Annotated in this window: 14 protein-coding genes; 13 read left to right on the top strand and 1 reads right to left on the bottom strand. The window is 36.8% G+C overall.

Features of this window, described 5'->3' with window-relative positions; all coding sequences use genetic code 11:
• The first annotated feature begins 159 nt into the window (after positions 1–159).
• The 8 genes from BAOM_RS20375 (at position 160) to BAOM_RS20340 (ending at position 7514) form a co-directional block, all read left to right on the top strand.
• Positions 160–1311 (top strand): ABC transporter substrate-binding protein, encoded by a 1152-nt coding sequence (locus BAOM_RS20375; RefSeq protein ID WP_127761842.1) that lies wholly within the window; start codon positions 160–162, stop codon positions 1309–1311.
• Positions 1312–1440: 129 nt separating this feature from the next.
• Positions 1441–2325, top strand: coding sequence for a branched-chain amino acid ABC transporter permease (locus tag BAOM_RS20370; protein ID WP_127761841.1), 885 nt, complete (start codon positions 1441–1443; stop codon positions 2323–2325).
• Between the two features lie 4 nt (positions 2326–2329).
• Positions 2330–3298 carry a branched-chain amino acid ABC transporter permease gene (locus BAOM_RS20365; RefSeq protein ID WP_127761840.1) on the top strand — a complete coding sequence of 323 codons (969 nt, stop codon included), beginning with the start codon at positions 2330–2332 and terminating at the stop codon, positions 3296–3298.
• Positions 3282–4055: an ABC transporter ATP-binding protein gene (locus BAOM_RS20360; protein ID WP_127761839.1), complete on the top strand. Its 774-nt coding sequence runs from the start codon at positions 3282–3284 to the stop codon at positions 4053–4055. Before BAOM_RS20365 ends, BAOM_RS20360 begins: the two co-directional genes overlap by 17 nt.
• Complete coding sequence (locus BAOM_RS20355; protein ID WP_127762665.1) at positions 4048–4758, top strand: ABC transporter ATP-binding protein; 711 nt, start codon at positions 4048–4050, stop codon at positions 4756–4758. Before BAOM_RS20360 ends, BAOM_RS20355 begins: the two co-directional genes overlap by 8 nt.
• Positions 4759–5006: 248 nt before the next feature.
• Positions 5007–6689 (top strand): methyl-accepting chemotaxis protein, encoded by a 1683-nt coding sequence (locus BAOM_RS20350; RefSeq protein ID WP_127761838.1) that lies wholly within the window; start codon positions 5007–5009, stop codon positions 6687–6689.
• 102 nt (positions 6690–6791) lie between these two features.
• A complete protein-coding gene (locus BAOM_RS20345) occupies positions 6792–7205 on the top strand; it encodes a YkvA family protein (protein ID WP_252282648.1) in 414 nt (137 codons plus the stop codon).
• Between the two features lie 129 nt (positions 7206–7334).
• Positions 7335–7514: an H-type small acid-soluble spore protein gene (locus tag BAOM_RS20340; RefSeq protein WP_127761837.1), complete on the top strand. Its 180-nt coding sequence runs from the start codon at positions 7335–7337 to the stop codon at positions 7512–7514.
• 301 nt (positions 7515–7815) lie between these two features.
• On the opposite strand, the gene BAOM_RS20335 is transcribed toward BAOM_RS20340, so the two are convergent.
• Complete coding sequence (locus BAOM_RS20335; RefSeq protein WP_127761836.1) at positions 7816–8031, bottom strand: DUF1450 domain-containing protein; 216 nt, start codon at positions 8029–8031, stop codon at positions 7816–7818.
• A gap of 239 nt (positions 8032–8270) precedes the next feature.
• Here BAOM_RS20335 and hppD point away from each other — a divergent pair, with 239 nt between their 5' ends.
• The 5 genes from hppD to nhaC all read left to right on the top strand — a co-directional run bounded on the left by hppD (position 8271) and on the right by nhaC (position 14536).
• Positions 8271–9389 (top strand): 4-hydroxyphenylpyruvate dioxygenase, encoded by a 1119-nt coding sequence (gene hppD / locus BAOM_RS20330; RefSeq protein ID WP_127761835.1) that lies wholly within the window; start codon positions 8271–8273, stop codon positions 9387–9389.
• A gap of 33 nt (positions 9390–9422) precedes the next feature.
• Positions 9423–10397 (top strand): hypothetical protein, encoded by a 975-nt coding sequence (locus tag BAOM_RS20325; RefSeq protein WP_127761834.1) that lies wholly within the window; start codon positions 9423–9425, stop codon positions 10395–10397.
• A 16-nt stretch (positions 10398–10413) separates the two neighbouring features.
• Complete coding sequence (gene fahA, locus BAOM_RS20320) at positions 10414–11694, top strand: fumarylacetoacetase (RefSeq protein WP_127761833.1); 1281 nt, start codon at positions 10414–10416, stop codon at positions 11692–11694.
• 39 nt (positions 11695–11733) lie between these two features.
• Complete coding sequence (locus BAOM_RS20315; protein ID WP_127761832.1) at positions 11734–12894, top strand: homogentisate 1,2-dioxygenase; 1161 nt, start codon at positions 11734–11736, stop codon at positions 12892–12894.
• Between the two features lie 214 nt (positions 12895–13108).
• Positions 13109–14536, top strand: a complete 1428-nt coding sequence (nhaC, locus tag BAOM_RS20310) for a Na+/H+ antiporter NhaC (RefSeq protein ID WP_127761831.1) — start codon at positions 13109–13111, stop codon at positions 14534–14536.
• Positions 14537–14554 lie beyond the last annotated feature (18 nt).

The raw sequence follows: 14554 nt of genomic DNA, 5'->3' as shown, positions 1-14554 counted from the left end.
GTCTATTTTTTGTCTGTCATGCAGGAACAATTCAATCTATTTATAGATTGGCTATTTTTGCATTATACTAAAAATTCTTAATATTATATTTACATTATAGTTAGAATGCTATTTAATAGATATATGTTTTTCAATTACTATTAAAATAGGGGGAAGGAAATGAGACAGACAGTTAAAAAATCTCTAGTATTAATTTCTGTACTTATGCTTGTATTGTTAGCTGCTTGTAGTGGAAATAGTTCACAATCAGGTAAGGAAGGAAATGAAGATGGGACCATCAATGCGAAAATTGGAGTTATTTCCTATTTAACGGGTCCAGGGGCTGCATATGGGGAAGCGATTACAAATGGATTTAAATTAGCTCAAAAAGAAATCAACAAAGAAGGAAAAGTGAAAATCGATCTTGTTATTGAAGACTCTGTTGGAAAACAAGAACAAGCTTTATCCGCTGCTCAAAAGCTAATGAGTGATGATGAAATCGTTGCGCTATTAGGACCAACATTAAGTACAGAAATGAATGTTGTTGGACCTGAGGCAGATCTAAATGGTATTCCAATTATGGGAACATCGACTACAGCAGTAGGCATTCCACAAATCGGTGAATATGTATTTAGAAACTCTATTCCTGAATCACTAGCTATTCCTGCTGCTATGAAAAAAGCAGTGGAAAAATATGATGTGAAAAAGGTTGCTCTTCTATATGGAAATGACGATGTATTAACAAAGTCTGGTTATGACACGATGAAAGAGGAAGTAGAGAAAATGGGTCTTGAAGTTGTAACGACTCAAACATTCCAAAAAGGGCAATCAGACTATAATGCTCAATTAACGAAAATCAAATCTCTTAAACCTGATTTAATTTTAGCTTCTGCTTTATATAATGAAGGTGCTGTTATTATGGACCAAGCTAGAAAGCTAGGCATTACAATCCCGTTTGTTGGCGGAAATGGGTTTAACTCTCCAGAAGTTATTAATATCGCTGGAAAAGCTGCTGATGGATTAATCGTTGCTACGCCTTGGTTTGCTGGAAAAGAAGATCCAAAAGTACAAGGATTTATTAAAGCGTATGAAGCTGAATATGGCAAGAAACCAGATCAATTTGCAGCTCAAGCATACGATGCCCTTTACATTTATGCGGAAGCTTTGGGAAATGCCGGAGAAGCTGATCGTGATGCATTCCGTGACGCTCTTGCAGAAATTAAAGGCTTTGAAGGAATTTTAGGATCATTCTCTTTTGATAAAGACGGTGACGTTGAAATGGAACCGACGGTTATTACTATAAAAGACGGAAAATTCCAATTGTTTGAATAAATAAAGCTTGTTATTTGAAAATCCATATCGGTATAAGTTTTAAAACGTGCTATACCTTAGGCAACATACTAGGGTATAGCCTTTCTGTTGATTGTAGTCAAAAAAATTTGAAGAAAGGGATGAGATGACTTGCTTTTAGAACAGTTAATTAACGGAATCACACTTGGGAGCATTTATGCAATCGTTGCCCTTGGATTCACCCTTGTATTTGGGGTTTTAGGTATCATTAATATGGCACATGGAGAAATCTTCATGTTTGGTGCATTTATTGGGGTTATTGTAACAAGTACATTAAAATGGCCGCTCTGGGCAGCCTTTCTTGTCGCAATTGTTGCGACAGCCATTTTAGGGTATTTACTAGAGCGATTTGCTCTTCGTCCACTTCGAGGAAAGCAAGGCGTTTCCCATCTTGCACCATTAATCAGTACGATTGGTGTATCTATTTTTCTTGAGAATGTTTCCCATCATTTATTTGGTGCTGGTAACCAACCGTTCCGTAACTCTTTTGCAGAAATTAACTTTCAAATTGGTTCAATAACGGTTTATCTCGTACAGATTGTCATTTTTGCTATTTCGATTGTATTAATGATGGGTCTATCTTATTGGTTATTAAGAACAAAGGCAGGTAAAGCCCTTAGAGCAACAGCTGAAAATTTAGAAACAGCTAGTATACTAGGGGTAGATACAAAAAGAATTATCATTTTAACCGTCATCATTGCCTCTGCACTGGGCGGAATTGCTGGTATTTTAGTAGGAATGGCTTTTAACTCTGTGAACCCGCAAATGGGATTATCAATGGGTTTAAAAGGGTTAGCGATTATTATTTTAGGTGGAATGGGTAATGTGAAAGGCGCTATGGCAGGTGGATTAATTCTTGGATTAGCTGAGACGCTCGTTGTTGCGTATGGGGATTCAGGCTATCGTGATGCAATAGCATTTATTACCATTATTGTCATTTTATTATTACGACCACAAGGAATTTTTGGTAAAAAATCAGCGGCGGAAGGAAGGTAATTGTATGCTAGCTGAGCTTCTTAATCCATATTACTTACAAATAGGTTCATTTATTTTAATCAATATTATTTTAGCGATTAGCATATATGTCACGCTGTCTTCTGGACAATTATCCCTTGGAAGTGCTGGCTTTATGGGAATTGGAGCTTACACATCAGCTCTAGTAACAATCAATTTCGATCTTCCGATTATAGTAGGAGTTATTGTAGCTTCCTTAGTAGCGGGTATTTGTGGAATCATTGTTGGTCTTCCTTCATTACGATTAAGTGGCGTATATTTGGCGATTGCCACTCTAGGTTTTGGAGAAGTTATGCGTGTATTTTTTGTGAACTGGGAATCTGTTACAAAAGGTTCTGTTGGCCTTTCTGGAATTCCCCATATTGGAAGGGAACTGCTAAATTTATTCAGAGATGCTGGATTAGATCCAAGTAGCATTGGCTTGAGAAATAACCAATTTGTTTATTTACTCGTCTTAATTCTACTATTATTAATCACTATTTTTATTATTTGGTTTTTTGTTAGACAAAATAATTCACGTGTTGGTCGTGCTTTCGCCGCTATTAAAATGGATGAAAAAGCTGCAGAAGCGATGGGAATCAATATTACGTATTATAAAGTGCTATCCTTTACACAAGGAGCTATTGTAGCTGGTTTTGCAGGATCGTTATTTGCCCATGTATTAGCTTATATTAGCCCAGCTGATTTTGCTTATCATCGTGCAGTTGAAATACTGATTTTTGCTGTTTTTGGTGGTAGTGAAGTAATTTTAGGAGCGATTTTTGGTGCAACGTTTATGACGCTGTTGCCGGAGGCACTTCGTGTGATTAGCGAATATCGTTATATGATTTATGGTCTAATCTTAATCTTCATGATGGCATTCCGCCCTCAAGGGATTATTACTGAAAACATGGTTCAGTGGTTGAAAAAGAAATTTTCATCGAAAAGGGGGAACAGTCATGGTTCTAGAAATTAAAAATATCACTAAAAACTTTGGCGGAATCTCTGCTTTAACCGATGTGTCATTTCAGCTAAAAGAAGGAGAAATACATGGTTTAATAGGTCCCAATGGAGCAGGGAAAACGACGATGTTTAACCTTATTACTAATATGTTCCCGCCAACTACGGGAGAAATTATCTTTTCAAATGAAACAATAACAGGAATTAAACCACATAAGATCACGGATAAAGGTATTTGCCGTACTTTTCAAAACATTCGTCTATTTTCTCAAATGACAACATTGGAAAATGTAATGGTTGGTGCACATTCTCGTAGTAAAGCTGGTGTGTTTAGCGGTGTGTTTCGTCCTAAATCGCAACGTACAGAAGAAAGGAAAATACGTGAAAAAGCAATAGAGCTTTTGGATTTAGTAGGATTATCAGATTTCCATGACTTTGTATCAGAAAACTTATCCTATGGTCAGCAAAGACGATTAGAAATTGCTAGAGCATTAGCGAGTGATCCGAAGCTATTATTACTAGATGAACCTGCAGCTGGTATGAATGAAACGGAAACAGCAAGCTTATTCGATTTAATTAAACAGGTTCAAGTAAGAGGAATTTCGGTTTTAATTATTGAACACGATATGCCTCTAGTTATGAAGCTATGTGATCATATTACTGTGTTGAACTTCGGTAAGAAACTAGCAGAGGGAACACCTGAGGAAATTCAAAATAACCCTGCCGTGATTGAAGCCTACCTTGGATCCGAGGAGGATGATGAAATTGCTTAAAGTAACGAAAATTGAAACTTTTTATGATAAAATTCAGGCGTTAAAAGAGGTTAGTCTTGAAGTGGAGCAAGGTCAAATTGTCACGATTTTAGGGGCAAATGGGGCCGGTAAAACGACGACTATGAAAACGATTGCTGGTTTATTAAAACCTAAAAAAGGGAAAGTAGAGTTTTTAGGTGAAGATATCACAGGACTAAGACCCGATCAGCTTTTGAAAAAAGGAATTGCTCTTGTTCCAGAAGGTAGAGCTATACTATCTTCTATGACCGTGTATGAAAATTTAGAAATGGGCGCTTATCAACGTAATGATAAGGAAGTCGAGCAAGATATTGAAAATGTAATGAGCCGCTTTCCAATTTTGAAAGAAAGAAAGACCCAGCTAGCTGGAACCCTTTCAGGTGGCCAGCAGCAAATGCTTGCTATTGCTCGGGCCCTTCTTTCAAAACCAAAATTATTATTACTAGACGAGCCTTCAATGGGACTGGCACCTTTAATTGTGGCTGATATTTTTAAAATTATTACAGAAATTAAAGATGGAGGAACAACGGTTCTTCTTGTTGAACAAAATGCAAAACAAGCATTGAAGATTGCTGATTATGGCTACGTTTTGGAAACGGGTAAAGTTATTATTAGTGGAAATGCTAAAGACTTACTAGAAGATTCTAGAGTGGTTGAAGCGTATCTTGGGAAAAAATCGAGTTAAGAATGAATAATACCATCCAGGGAGCTTAAAAGCTCCCTTTTAGTTTGAATATACAGATGTCTACCACATCGATTTATTTAAAATCTGATGTGGCTGGAGAGAACTTTACAAAAGGTATGCTCTAAATGATAGGTTTAAAGAACTAGTTATCTCTCTATAGTTGAAAAACTAGTCTTTCTTCCTAGTATTCTTATAGGTGGATTGATATAATTTACGATGGTAAAGGATAAGCATCGTAGGAGGGTATCATGAGAATTAAGACCAGGCTTATAAGTGTGATTGTTTTATTAGTTTTGTCTTTACTGGCTGTTGGAGTTATAGCTATTACGTCTTTACATAAAAATGTAGACGAAAACGAACATATGGATCGTCTTTCGGAAATGCAATATATATCGAAGCAAATTGAGTTTCGGATGGCGGGACAGTCCAATGATGAGAGAGCTTTACTGCTTACAAAAGATGAAACGTATGCTCAACAAATGCAGGAAAAATCGGACGAGATTTTTCTTCATTTAGAACGATTAAGTCAACTCGCCCCAGCATCTGATCAAACATTAGTTGCTGAAATTACGCGAAATTATGGAAAATATTGGGCAGTTAGTCAACAAGTCATAGAAACAATAAAAGATGATTCTGAAAAGGCGAATACACTTCATTTTGAAGAAGGTCGTCAGTTACGTAAAGAAATTTTAGATCCATCTTTTGAGCGTTATATTGAAAAGTTGGATACAGAGATAGTTGAAGCAAGAAAGCAGTTAAAATCGGACTCCAGTCTTAGACAGACATTATTAGTCGTGATTGCAGGGATAGCGACTATAGTAGGAGTAGTATTCGGAATTCGTTTAATTAAAGCTATTTTGGTTCCATTACATAAGCTGAAAGAGCAAATGAATGATATTTCTGAAGGAGAAGGAGATTTAACGAAGACCATTGAGGTGAAGAATCAGGATGAATTCGGTGAAGTAGCACAATCATTTAATGCATTCATTGTTTCATTAAGAGAGATGATTTCTCGTATTAGTGTTTCATCCGAACAAGCAGCTTCTTCATCCGAACAGTTCTTAGCTAGTGCAGAGCAAACAACGGCATCAGCTGATCAAATTGCAGACTCTCTTCAACAAATTTCAATGAATATGAATCATCAGAACAAAATTTTAGATGAGAGCTCGTTAGCCGTAAAGGAATCGTTAGATGGAATATTAAACATCGCTACGAGTGCAGCAAATGTTTCGAGTGCTGCTGAAGTCGTTAGCATGAAAGCGGATAATGGCGAGAAAAGTGTAGAAAAGATTGTAGATTCTATGGAGTTTATTCATCAGTCAGTCGATGAAGCTGATCAAAGTATCCGTTCTTTAGCGGAGGATGTGTTAAAAATTAATCACATTACAGAGATCATTAATGATATTGCGAATCAAACGAATTTATTAGCATTGAATGCAGCGATTGAAGCGGCAAGAGCCGGAGAGCATGGAAAAGGCTTTTCCGTTGTAGCGGAGGAAGTGCGCAAATTAGCAGATCAATCGAGTCAATCGGCTAATCAAATTCGGGAGCTGATTGATCATATACAAGTGGAGACGAAAAATACTGTGAATACAATTGTTGTTGTGAAAGATAATGTAAATACGGGAAATGACTTGACGAAAGAAACAGCGGTACAATTTAAGGAAATATTAGACTCGATTTCTAGTGTATCGACGCAAATTCAACAAATTGCAGCGACGACGGAACATCTAGGTACAAGTTTTGAATCCGTTTCTCAAAGAGTGGAAGACGTTTTATCATTATCTGAGGTTATTTCAGAAAATACGAGTGAAATTACAGCGACAACAGAAGAACAATTAGCGACAATGCAAGAAATCCAAGCAGCAGCTCAGTCTTTAACGGTTATATCAGAATCTCTTTATGAGCTAGTTCATCGATTTAAGATGTAATCATGAAAGTGTCAGCTGTGAAACTAAATTTGTAGATTATCCAATATAGGATTAAGATATGGATAAGAACATATTCAGAGATTCACAAAGGAGGGACTCATTATGACCAATCATGTTGACGAACAAGAAGTCATCAATAAGATGCAAAGGTCGGAGAAACACTATTCAGATGATAAGTTTTGGGATAAATTAAAGAAGTTTGGCAAAAAAGCCGGGGCGTCTGTTGTTTATGCTGTCTTACTTTTGTATTACACGTTACAAAAGCCTGAAGTTCCAAAAAAAGCAAAAGCGGTCATTATTGGGGCATTAGGATATTTTATTCTTCCGGTAGACTTACTTCCAGATATGATGTTAGGAATCGGATTTACAGATGATTTAGGTGCATTAGGTGTGGCGCTATTTCAAGTAGCGATGTATATCGATGATGAGATTAAAGATAAGGCGAAAACAAAGCTTGCAGACTGGTTTGGTCAAGACGTAGATACCGCTGATATTGATGAGAAAATAGGAAGATAAAGAGTACCAGATAAGTTCCAAATGATTTGGAGCTTATCTGGTACTTTTGTTTGTTCAAAAATTCACCGCATAAAATTTGTTTTCTTGCAAATACTATAATGACTATTAATGATAGGGGGAAAAAAGAGAATGGATGCCAATCGTGTAAAGCAAATACTCTCTTCTTCAGCAGATATTGAAGTTCAATATAATGGAGTATCCGTGTGGATTGATAAATTGCATGAAGATGGAAAGACGGCTACTGTTGAATTAAGAGGGCCTTCAGAAGAAAGATCCGAAGTAGATATTTCTGAGCTTCAGGAATTTTAATACCAAAACAACCACTCTAAATTTAGAGTGGTTGTTTTGGTTTATGAGTCTTAGTATATTTTTTTACCATACAACATTTAATCCTTCAATTAATCTCTTTAATTTGTTTTAATCCTTCGTTAAGAATTAATTTTTGACAATTAGTGAAAGATTGAAAGAGTTTCTACAAAGAGTAAGATTTATATTTTAATTTATGTGATATTAATCGAATGATTTTCAGTTATCCTTATTGCTGTCATAATTTTTTTCAAAAATTTATCTAAAAACTTTTCAACAAAGTTCGTCAATTATCGTCAATTTTCTATTTTGCCTCTATCTTTTCTAAGAGTTCTTCATATTTTTCTATCACTTCAGGTGTTTGGTTAATGACTGCAAAACTTTCTGTCATGCATTGTCCACAATTGCCCAGACAGTAATCTTCTTCAATCGTTATTTTTGGGTTTTTTTTCGCCATTTCCTTGATTTCATAAGACCCATTGATATAATTTGATGTGCAAAATTTTACTATACATGCCATAATTTTTTCCTCCCTTTTTAGCTGATTGAAGCTAATTGTATTCGGAAAAATCTGTAAATGCAAACGTATACACCAAAGTGAAAACGCTTTAACACGGTAACGCTGTGTAGGTTTTTGGTTTTAATGGAAGTTTTTGCGTAATAATATTTTCCCCTTTATAATGACGATATTGTTACAAAATTCCGAACGTTTTTAATCGGAAAAATAGTGAGAATGATAAAACAAAGGGAGGATACATTATGAAAAAACAAACTGAGGTAGAAAAGAATGTACTAGAAAAGGAATTTTTCGCTATAAAGGATATTGATTATATTGAGCTTTACGTTGGCAACGCTAAACAAACAACTTTTTATTTATGCAACGGATATGGTTTTCGCCCCCTTGCTTATTCAGGATTAGAAACAGGTCAAAGAGACAAAGTTTCTTATGTTCTTCAACAAAAAAACATCCGTCTTGTTGTAACTGGTGCTCTTCAATCGGATCATCCGATTGCCGAGTTTGTAAAACTACATGGTGATGGTGTAAAAGATGTCGCTTTACGTGTGGATGATGTTGAAGGCGCTTACAAAGAAGCGGTTTCACGCGGTGGTATTCCAATCATGGAACCTCAAGTGTTGGAAGATGAAAATGGATCAGTTAAAAAAGCAATTATCGGAACATACGGTGATACTATTCACACACTGATTGAAAGAAATGATTATAAGGGTGAATTTTTACCAGGATATCAAAAAGCAGATTTTGATTTTCCTGTTGCTGAAACAGGATTAATTGGAGTGGACCATATTGTTGGGAATGTAGAGCATATGGAAGAATGGGTTTCCTACTACGAAAAGGTAATGGGCTTTAAACAAATGATTCACTTTGATGATGAAGACATCAGCACTGAATACTCTGCCCTTATGTCAAAGGTTATGCATAACGGTGGAAGAATTAAATTCCCTATTAACGAGCCAGCGAATAGTAAACGCAAGTCCCAAATTGAGGAATATCTTGATTATTATAACGGAGCAGGGGTTCAACATGTTGCCGTACTAACGAATGATATCGTTACAACGGTAAATGCATTAAAGGCCAACGGGGTGGAATTCCTTGATACTCCTGACAGCTACTACGATATGCTGACAGAACGAGTAGGCGAAATTGATGAAAGTATTGAGAAATTACGTGAGCTAAAAATCCTTGTAGACCGTGATGATGAAGGGTACCTATTGCAGATTTTCACAAAACCAATTATGGATCGCCCAACTTTATTTTTTGAAATCATTCAGAGAAAAGGATCTCGAGGTTTTGGAGAAGGAAACTTTAAAGCATTATTCGAATCTATCGAAAGAGAACAAGAACGCAGAGGGAATTTGTAAGATCTTATTATGAACCAATAAAGGGGGGATCATATGAAATTAGATGATAGAATAGATAATTTTAATCAAAATACTAGTCTATATCCCTTTTTGAATCAATTAATCGATTATGCAGGGATTTTCCCACCAACAAGTCTTACTCTAGATGAAGCAATCCGTAACTATGCTTCCTATCAGTTAGACAAGGATTCATGGATGCTTGGACCGTTTATCGTCCAGGCATCCCGTTTAGATGAACTGGATCCATATATTACTTTGTTTTCAAACGAACGGCCTTTAACGATTTCGGCAGTAGGAACGAAAACTAGTAATCCAACAGAACATCATAAAAGTTTGCTTGCTGATTTGAAAAAAATTGATTTATTTCGGGAGCGCCATGGTCAGGTTGTACAAATAACTACTTTGGAAATGCCATTACTTCCTAATATACCAGACTTAAATCTATTAAATACAACCTCTAAAGAAACAGTGAAACTTGGATTACAAACTTACTGTGAGGTTCCTGCACCTTTAAATGCTGAGTGGGAAAAAACATTACATAAATCTTTAGATGTTATTGCTGCCCATAATAGCGAAAGTTCAGTGACTTTAGGATTTAAACTCCGTACTGGCGGCGTAACAGCTGATGCTTTTCTAAATCCGAGACAGGTAGCGTTGGCAATAAAAGGATGCTGCGACCGGAATCTTGCAATGAAATTCACGGCTGGATTACATCATCCAATTCGAATGTATCGAGAAGAGATTGGCGCAAAAATGCATGGGTTCATCAATGTATTTGTAGCAGGAATGTTGACCCATCTGCATCATCTTGATTTACCAACGATAGAGAAGATACTCGCTGATGAAGAGGTAAGCAACTTTACTTTTCATCCGAATGAAATTTCTTGGTGTGGTTTAAAAATGACCAGTAACGAAATAAAAAATCTTCGCGACTCAGTATTACGTTCATATGGATGTTGTAGTTTCGATGAACCACGCGAAGATATGAAAGCATTGGATATTTTGTAATATGAGGAGGATACAAATGACTCATTCGTTCATTGAAGTTAAAGCAGATTCCCATTTCCCAATTCAAAATCTTCCTTATGGAGTATTCCAACCTAAAAATGGAGGATCTCCTCGTGTTGGTGTGGCGATAGGAGATTTCGTCTTAGATCTTTCGGTTATAGAAGATGCGGGACTTTTAAACATCCCAGAATTACAGGGAAAAGAAGTTTTTAAACAATCCACCCTTAATGCATTTATGACGACGAACCGGAAAGTATGGAGCACAGTTCGTACAAGCCTTCAAAAACTATTAAGTTCTGATGAACCAACTCTTCGGGACAATTCTACCCTTCGCGATCAAGCATTTTATCAACAAAAGGATGTTGAAATGCTTTTGCCTGTAGAAATTGGTGATTACACAGATTTTTATGCTTCAAAAGAACATGCGATGAATGTAGGGGTCATGTTTCGGGGGAAAGAGAATGCATTAATGCCGAACTGGTTGAATCTACCGGTTGGATATCATGGACGTGCTAGCTCAATCGTATCAAGTGGTACAGATGTACGTCGACCACTTGGGCAAATGAAAACGTCAGAAAGTGATACTCCTGTATTTGGGCCTTCCCTCCGCTTTGATTTTGAATTAGAAATGGGATGGTTTATCGGCCCTGGTAACGATCTTGGAAAATCTATTCCGGTTGATGAAGCGGAGGATCATATCTTTGGTCTCGTGCTTGTAAATGATTGGAGTGCACGTGATATTCAAGCTTGGGAGTATCAACCACTAGGACCTTTCCTAGGCAAAAACTTTGCTACCTCGATCTCACCTTGGGTTGTACCACTAGAGGCGCTAGAGCCTTTCCGAGTAGATGGGCCTAAACCAGAAGTGGAGCAACTCCCATATTTACAACAATCCGGAAAAGGATCCTTTGATATTCAATTAGAAGTACATCTCCGTGGAGAAAGGATGGATTCACCGCAGCGTATTTGTCAAAGTAACTTCCGCCACCTCTACTGGAGTATGGCTCAGCAAATCGCTCATCATACGGTAGGTGGTTGTAATTTACGTACAGGGGACTTGCTAGCTTCGGGAACCATTAGTGGATCAACACCTGAATCACGAGGCAGCTTATTGGAATTAACATGGGGAGGATCTGAACCCATTCAAATGAATAATGGTGAACAGCGAAATTGGTTAGAAGATGGCGATGAATTGACCCTAACTGCATGGTGTCAAGGAGATGGCTATCGCATCGGATTTGGTGAAGTGACTGGATGTATTCTCCCCGCACTAGAATACTCTAAAGTCCAGAAATAACCCTTTTTTCTACTAATCTATCATCCAGGAGGAATCGTTATGCCATTTTACAAAAAACTAGGAAACATTCCAAGAAAGAGACATACTGCTTTTCGAAAAGAAGACGAGTCTCTTTATCGTGAGCAAGTCATGGGTACAAAAGGGTTCTCTGGTATGCAATCCATTCTTTATCATCATGATGCTCCTACAGAAATTGTGAAATCTGAACTATATGCAGACTGTCATCTTGAATACGAGGAACAAAAAGATTTATGTCACCGTCATTTTCAAACAGATTTTGAATCCAATCTTGGCGATGCCGTTAGCGGGAGACAGTTCATTCTTGGTAACGACGACTTGCTAATCGGAGTAGCGAAAACAACTAAAAGTATGGACTATTACTACAGGAACAGCGACGGGGATGAACTACTTTTTGTTCACTATGGTACTGGGAAAGTAGAAAGCATGTTTGGAACTATTCACTATGAACCAGGGGACTATATTGTTATTCCGGTTGGAACTATTTATAGAGTAGTACCTAATATTAATGAAGAAACTAAGCTTCTAGTGATTGAAACGACCAGCTGGATTACAACACCGAAACGTTATCGAAATGAGCATGGCCAACTTCTTGAACATAGCCCATTCTGTGAAAGGGATATTTTTGGGCCGGAAAAACTTGAAACTTTTTCGGAAAAGGGAAGTTTTGAAGTAAGAACAAAATCAAGAGGATTCCTTCATTCTCATTTTCTAAGCCACCATCCAATGAATGTTGAAGGATGGGATGGATATTTATATCCATGGAAAATTAATATTAGAGATTTCGAGCCAATAACAGGCAGAATTCATATGCCACCACCAATTCATCAAATGTTTGAAGGACATAATTTTGTTATTTGTTCTTTTGTTCCTAGACTATATGACTATCATCCTGATGCGATCCCAGCACCTTACTATCATAGCAATGTGGATAGTGATGAAGTTCTCTATTATGTAGAGGGGAATTTTATGAGTCGAAAAGGAATAAATGAAGGTTCAATCACTCTACATCCTTCTGGTATTCCTCATGGTCCGCACCCTGGAACCATTGAAGCAAGTATAGGCAAAAAGGAAACATTGGAATTAGCGGTTATGATTGACACATTCAAACCTTTAAAAGTAGTAAATCAGACCAATATTTTGGAAGACTCCAATTATAAATATAGTTGGGCCCCGAAATAAGTTTCATTCTTTAATTCTGTTAGGCATGAATACTTTCCTTTTTGCCACCCAATAAAAATGGGTGATAAAAAGGAAAGCAAAAAAAAAACAATCAATAGAGAATAGAAGTTGCAATGCAAATAAATTTGTTTTATTGCAAACGCTTGCCTTCGAAAGAAGACATTGTAGTCTTTAAGGTATCAGTCCTCATTACAGAAGATAAAGGAGAAGATGCATGAAAAAACCTTCATTTCTAGCCTCGATAGTGGTTGTGCTAAGTGTTATTACTTTATTAGCTATAAGTATTCTTTATTATGGTGTTGCACCTCATATTCCGATTGTCGCAGCAACGATTTTCGTTACCTGTTATGGCCTTATATTGGGTCATAAATGGAAAGATCTAGAGAATGCCATGGCAAAAGGGATTTTTTACGGAATCCCATCCATCTTAATTCTCTGTTTAATTGGAATGTTAATAGGGGTATGGGTTCTAAATGGAACAGTCCCAACAATTACTTATTATGGTTTACACATCTTATCTCCTGAATTTTTCTTAATGTCAACATTATTGATCTGTTCAATTGTCTCAGTTTTCTGTGGAAGTTCATGGAGTACTATCGGTACTATCGGGGTTTCTTTAATGGGAATTGCGTACGCTTTAGATATTTCACCAGCAATGACAGCTGGTGCCATTGTCTCTGGAGCTATTTTTGGAGATAAAATCTCTCCACTTTCAGATACTACTAATCTTTCATCAGCAACAGCAAAAGTAAATATTTTTGAACATATTAAACATATGCTATGGACAACAATTCCGAGTTATATCATTACATTGATTGCATTTACTGCAATTGGATTATTTCTGGATAAGGGCAGTGTAGATAGTAAACAAATCGAAACAATTATTAATGTTCTAAATGACGAATTCATGATTACACCCATCACACTACTTTCGCCACTGTTAATCATTATTCTAGCTGTAAAACGTGTGAGTCCTATTCCAGCACTTGTGATCGGTTTAATCGTAGCGGTTTTAACCACTTTCTATACTGTTCCAAATGTCGCGATTAAGACCATTATAGGAACAGCACATAATGGTTATGTTGCAGAAACAGGTGTAGAAGCGATTGATAGTTTACTTTCTCTTGGCGGGTTAAGCAGTATGTTATTTGGGGTTTCACTCATTTTAATATCACTTGCCTTTGGAGGGGTCATCCAACAAATTGGAATTGCCGAGTCCATTATTGGGGGAATTCAAAAAATGTTGAAAAGCAGGGGAAATGTTATCACGGCAACCGTTTTCTCTTGCCTGGGCATTAACCTAACTGTCGGTGAACAGTATCTATCCATCATTTTACCTGGGCAGTTATTTGAATCAGCTTATAAAAAGGTAAAACTCCATCCTAAAAATTTATCTAGAACGTTGGAAGATGCAGGGACAATCATCCATCCAATGATTCCATGGGGAGTAACAGGTGCCTTTATTATGTCCACCTTAAATATAGGCATGGAATACGTTCCTTATGTCTTTATTAGTATGATTACACCGGTTGTTGCGATTATCTATGGTTATACCGGAATTGGTTTGGCACCTTTGCAAGAAGAGGAAATAGAACCAATTGAAAATACGATTGAAGTAACAAGAAATGTAATGGAAGGTTAATAACTTACCAACTTACTA

Origin of the sequence: Peribacillus asahii (genome assembly GCF_004006295.1) — a bacterium.
GTDB lineage: Bacteria > Bacillota > Bacilli > Bacillales > DSM-1321 > Peribacillus > Peribacillus asahii_A.
Note: the sequence above shows the minus strand (reverse complement) of the source record. Positions and strands in the feature narration are given on the sequence as shown.

Coding starts and splice junctions, on each gene's coding strand:
- BAOM_RS20375 (WP_127761842.1), top strand. CDS start 160: ATGAGACAGACAGTTAAAAAATCTCTAGTATTAATTTCTGTACTTATG.
- BAOM_RS20365 (WP_127761840.1), top strand. CDS start 2,330: ATGCTAGCTGAGCTTCTTAATCCATATTACTTACAAATAGGTTCATTT.
- BAOM_RS20360 (WP_127761839.1), top strand. CDS start 3,282: ATGGTTCTAGAAATTAAAAATATCACTAAAAACTTTGGCGGAATCTCT.
- BAOM_RS20350 (WP_127761838.1), top strand. CDS start 5,007: ATGAGAATTAAGACCAGGCTTATAAGTGTGATTGTTTTATTAGTTTTG.
- BAOM_RS20345 (WP_252282648.1), top strand. CDS start 6,792: ATGACCAATCATGTTGACGAACAAGAAGTCATCAATAAGATGCAAAGG.
- BAOM_RS20340 (WP_127761837.1), top strand. CDS start 7,335: ATGGATGCCAATCGTGTAAAGCAAATACTCTCTTCTTCAGCAGATATT.
- BAOM_RS20335 (WP_127761836.1), bottom strand. CDS start 8,031: ATGGCATGTATAGTAAAATTTTGCACATCAAATTATATCAATGGGTCT.
- hppD (WP_127761835.1), top strand. CDS start 8,271: ATGAAAAAACAAACTGAGGTAGAAAAGAATGTACTAGAAAAGGAATTT.
- BAOM_RS20325 (WP_127761834.1), top strand. CDS start 9,423: ATGAAATTAGATGATAGAATAGATAATTTTAATCAAAATACTAGTCTA.
- fahA (WP_127761833.1), top strand. CDS start 10,414: ATGACTCATTCGTTCATTGAAGTTAAAGCAGATTCCCATTTCCCAATT.
- BAOM_RS20315 (WP_127761832.1), top strand. CDS start 11,734: ATGCCATTTTACAAAAAACTAGGAAACATTCCAAGAAAGAGACATACT.
- nhaC (WP_127761831.1), top strand. CDS start 13,109: ATGAAAAAACCTTCATTTCTAGCCTCGATAGTGGTTGTGCTAAGTGTT.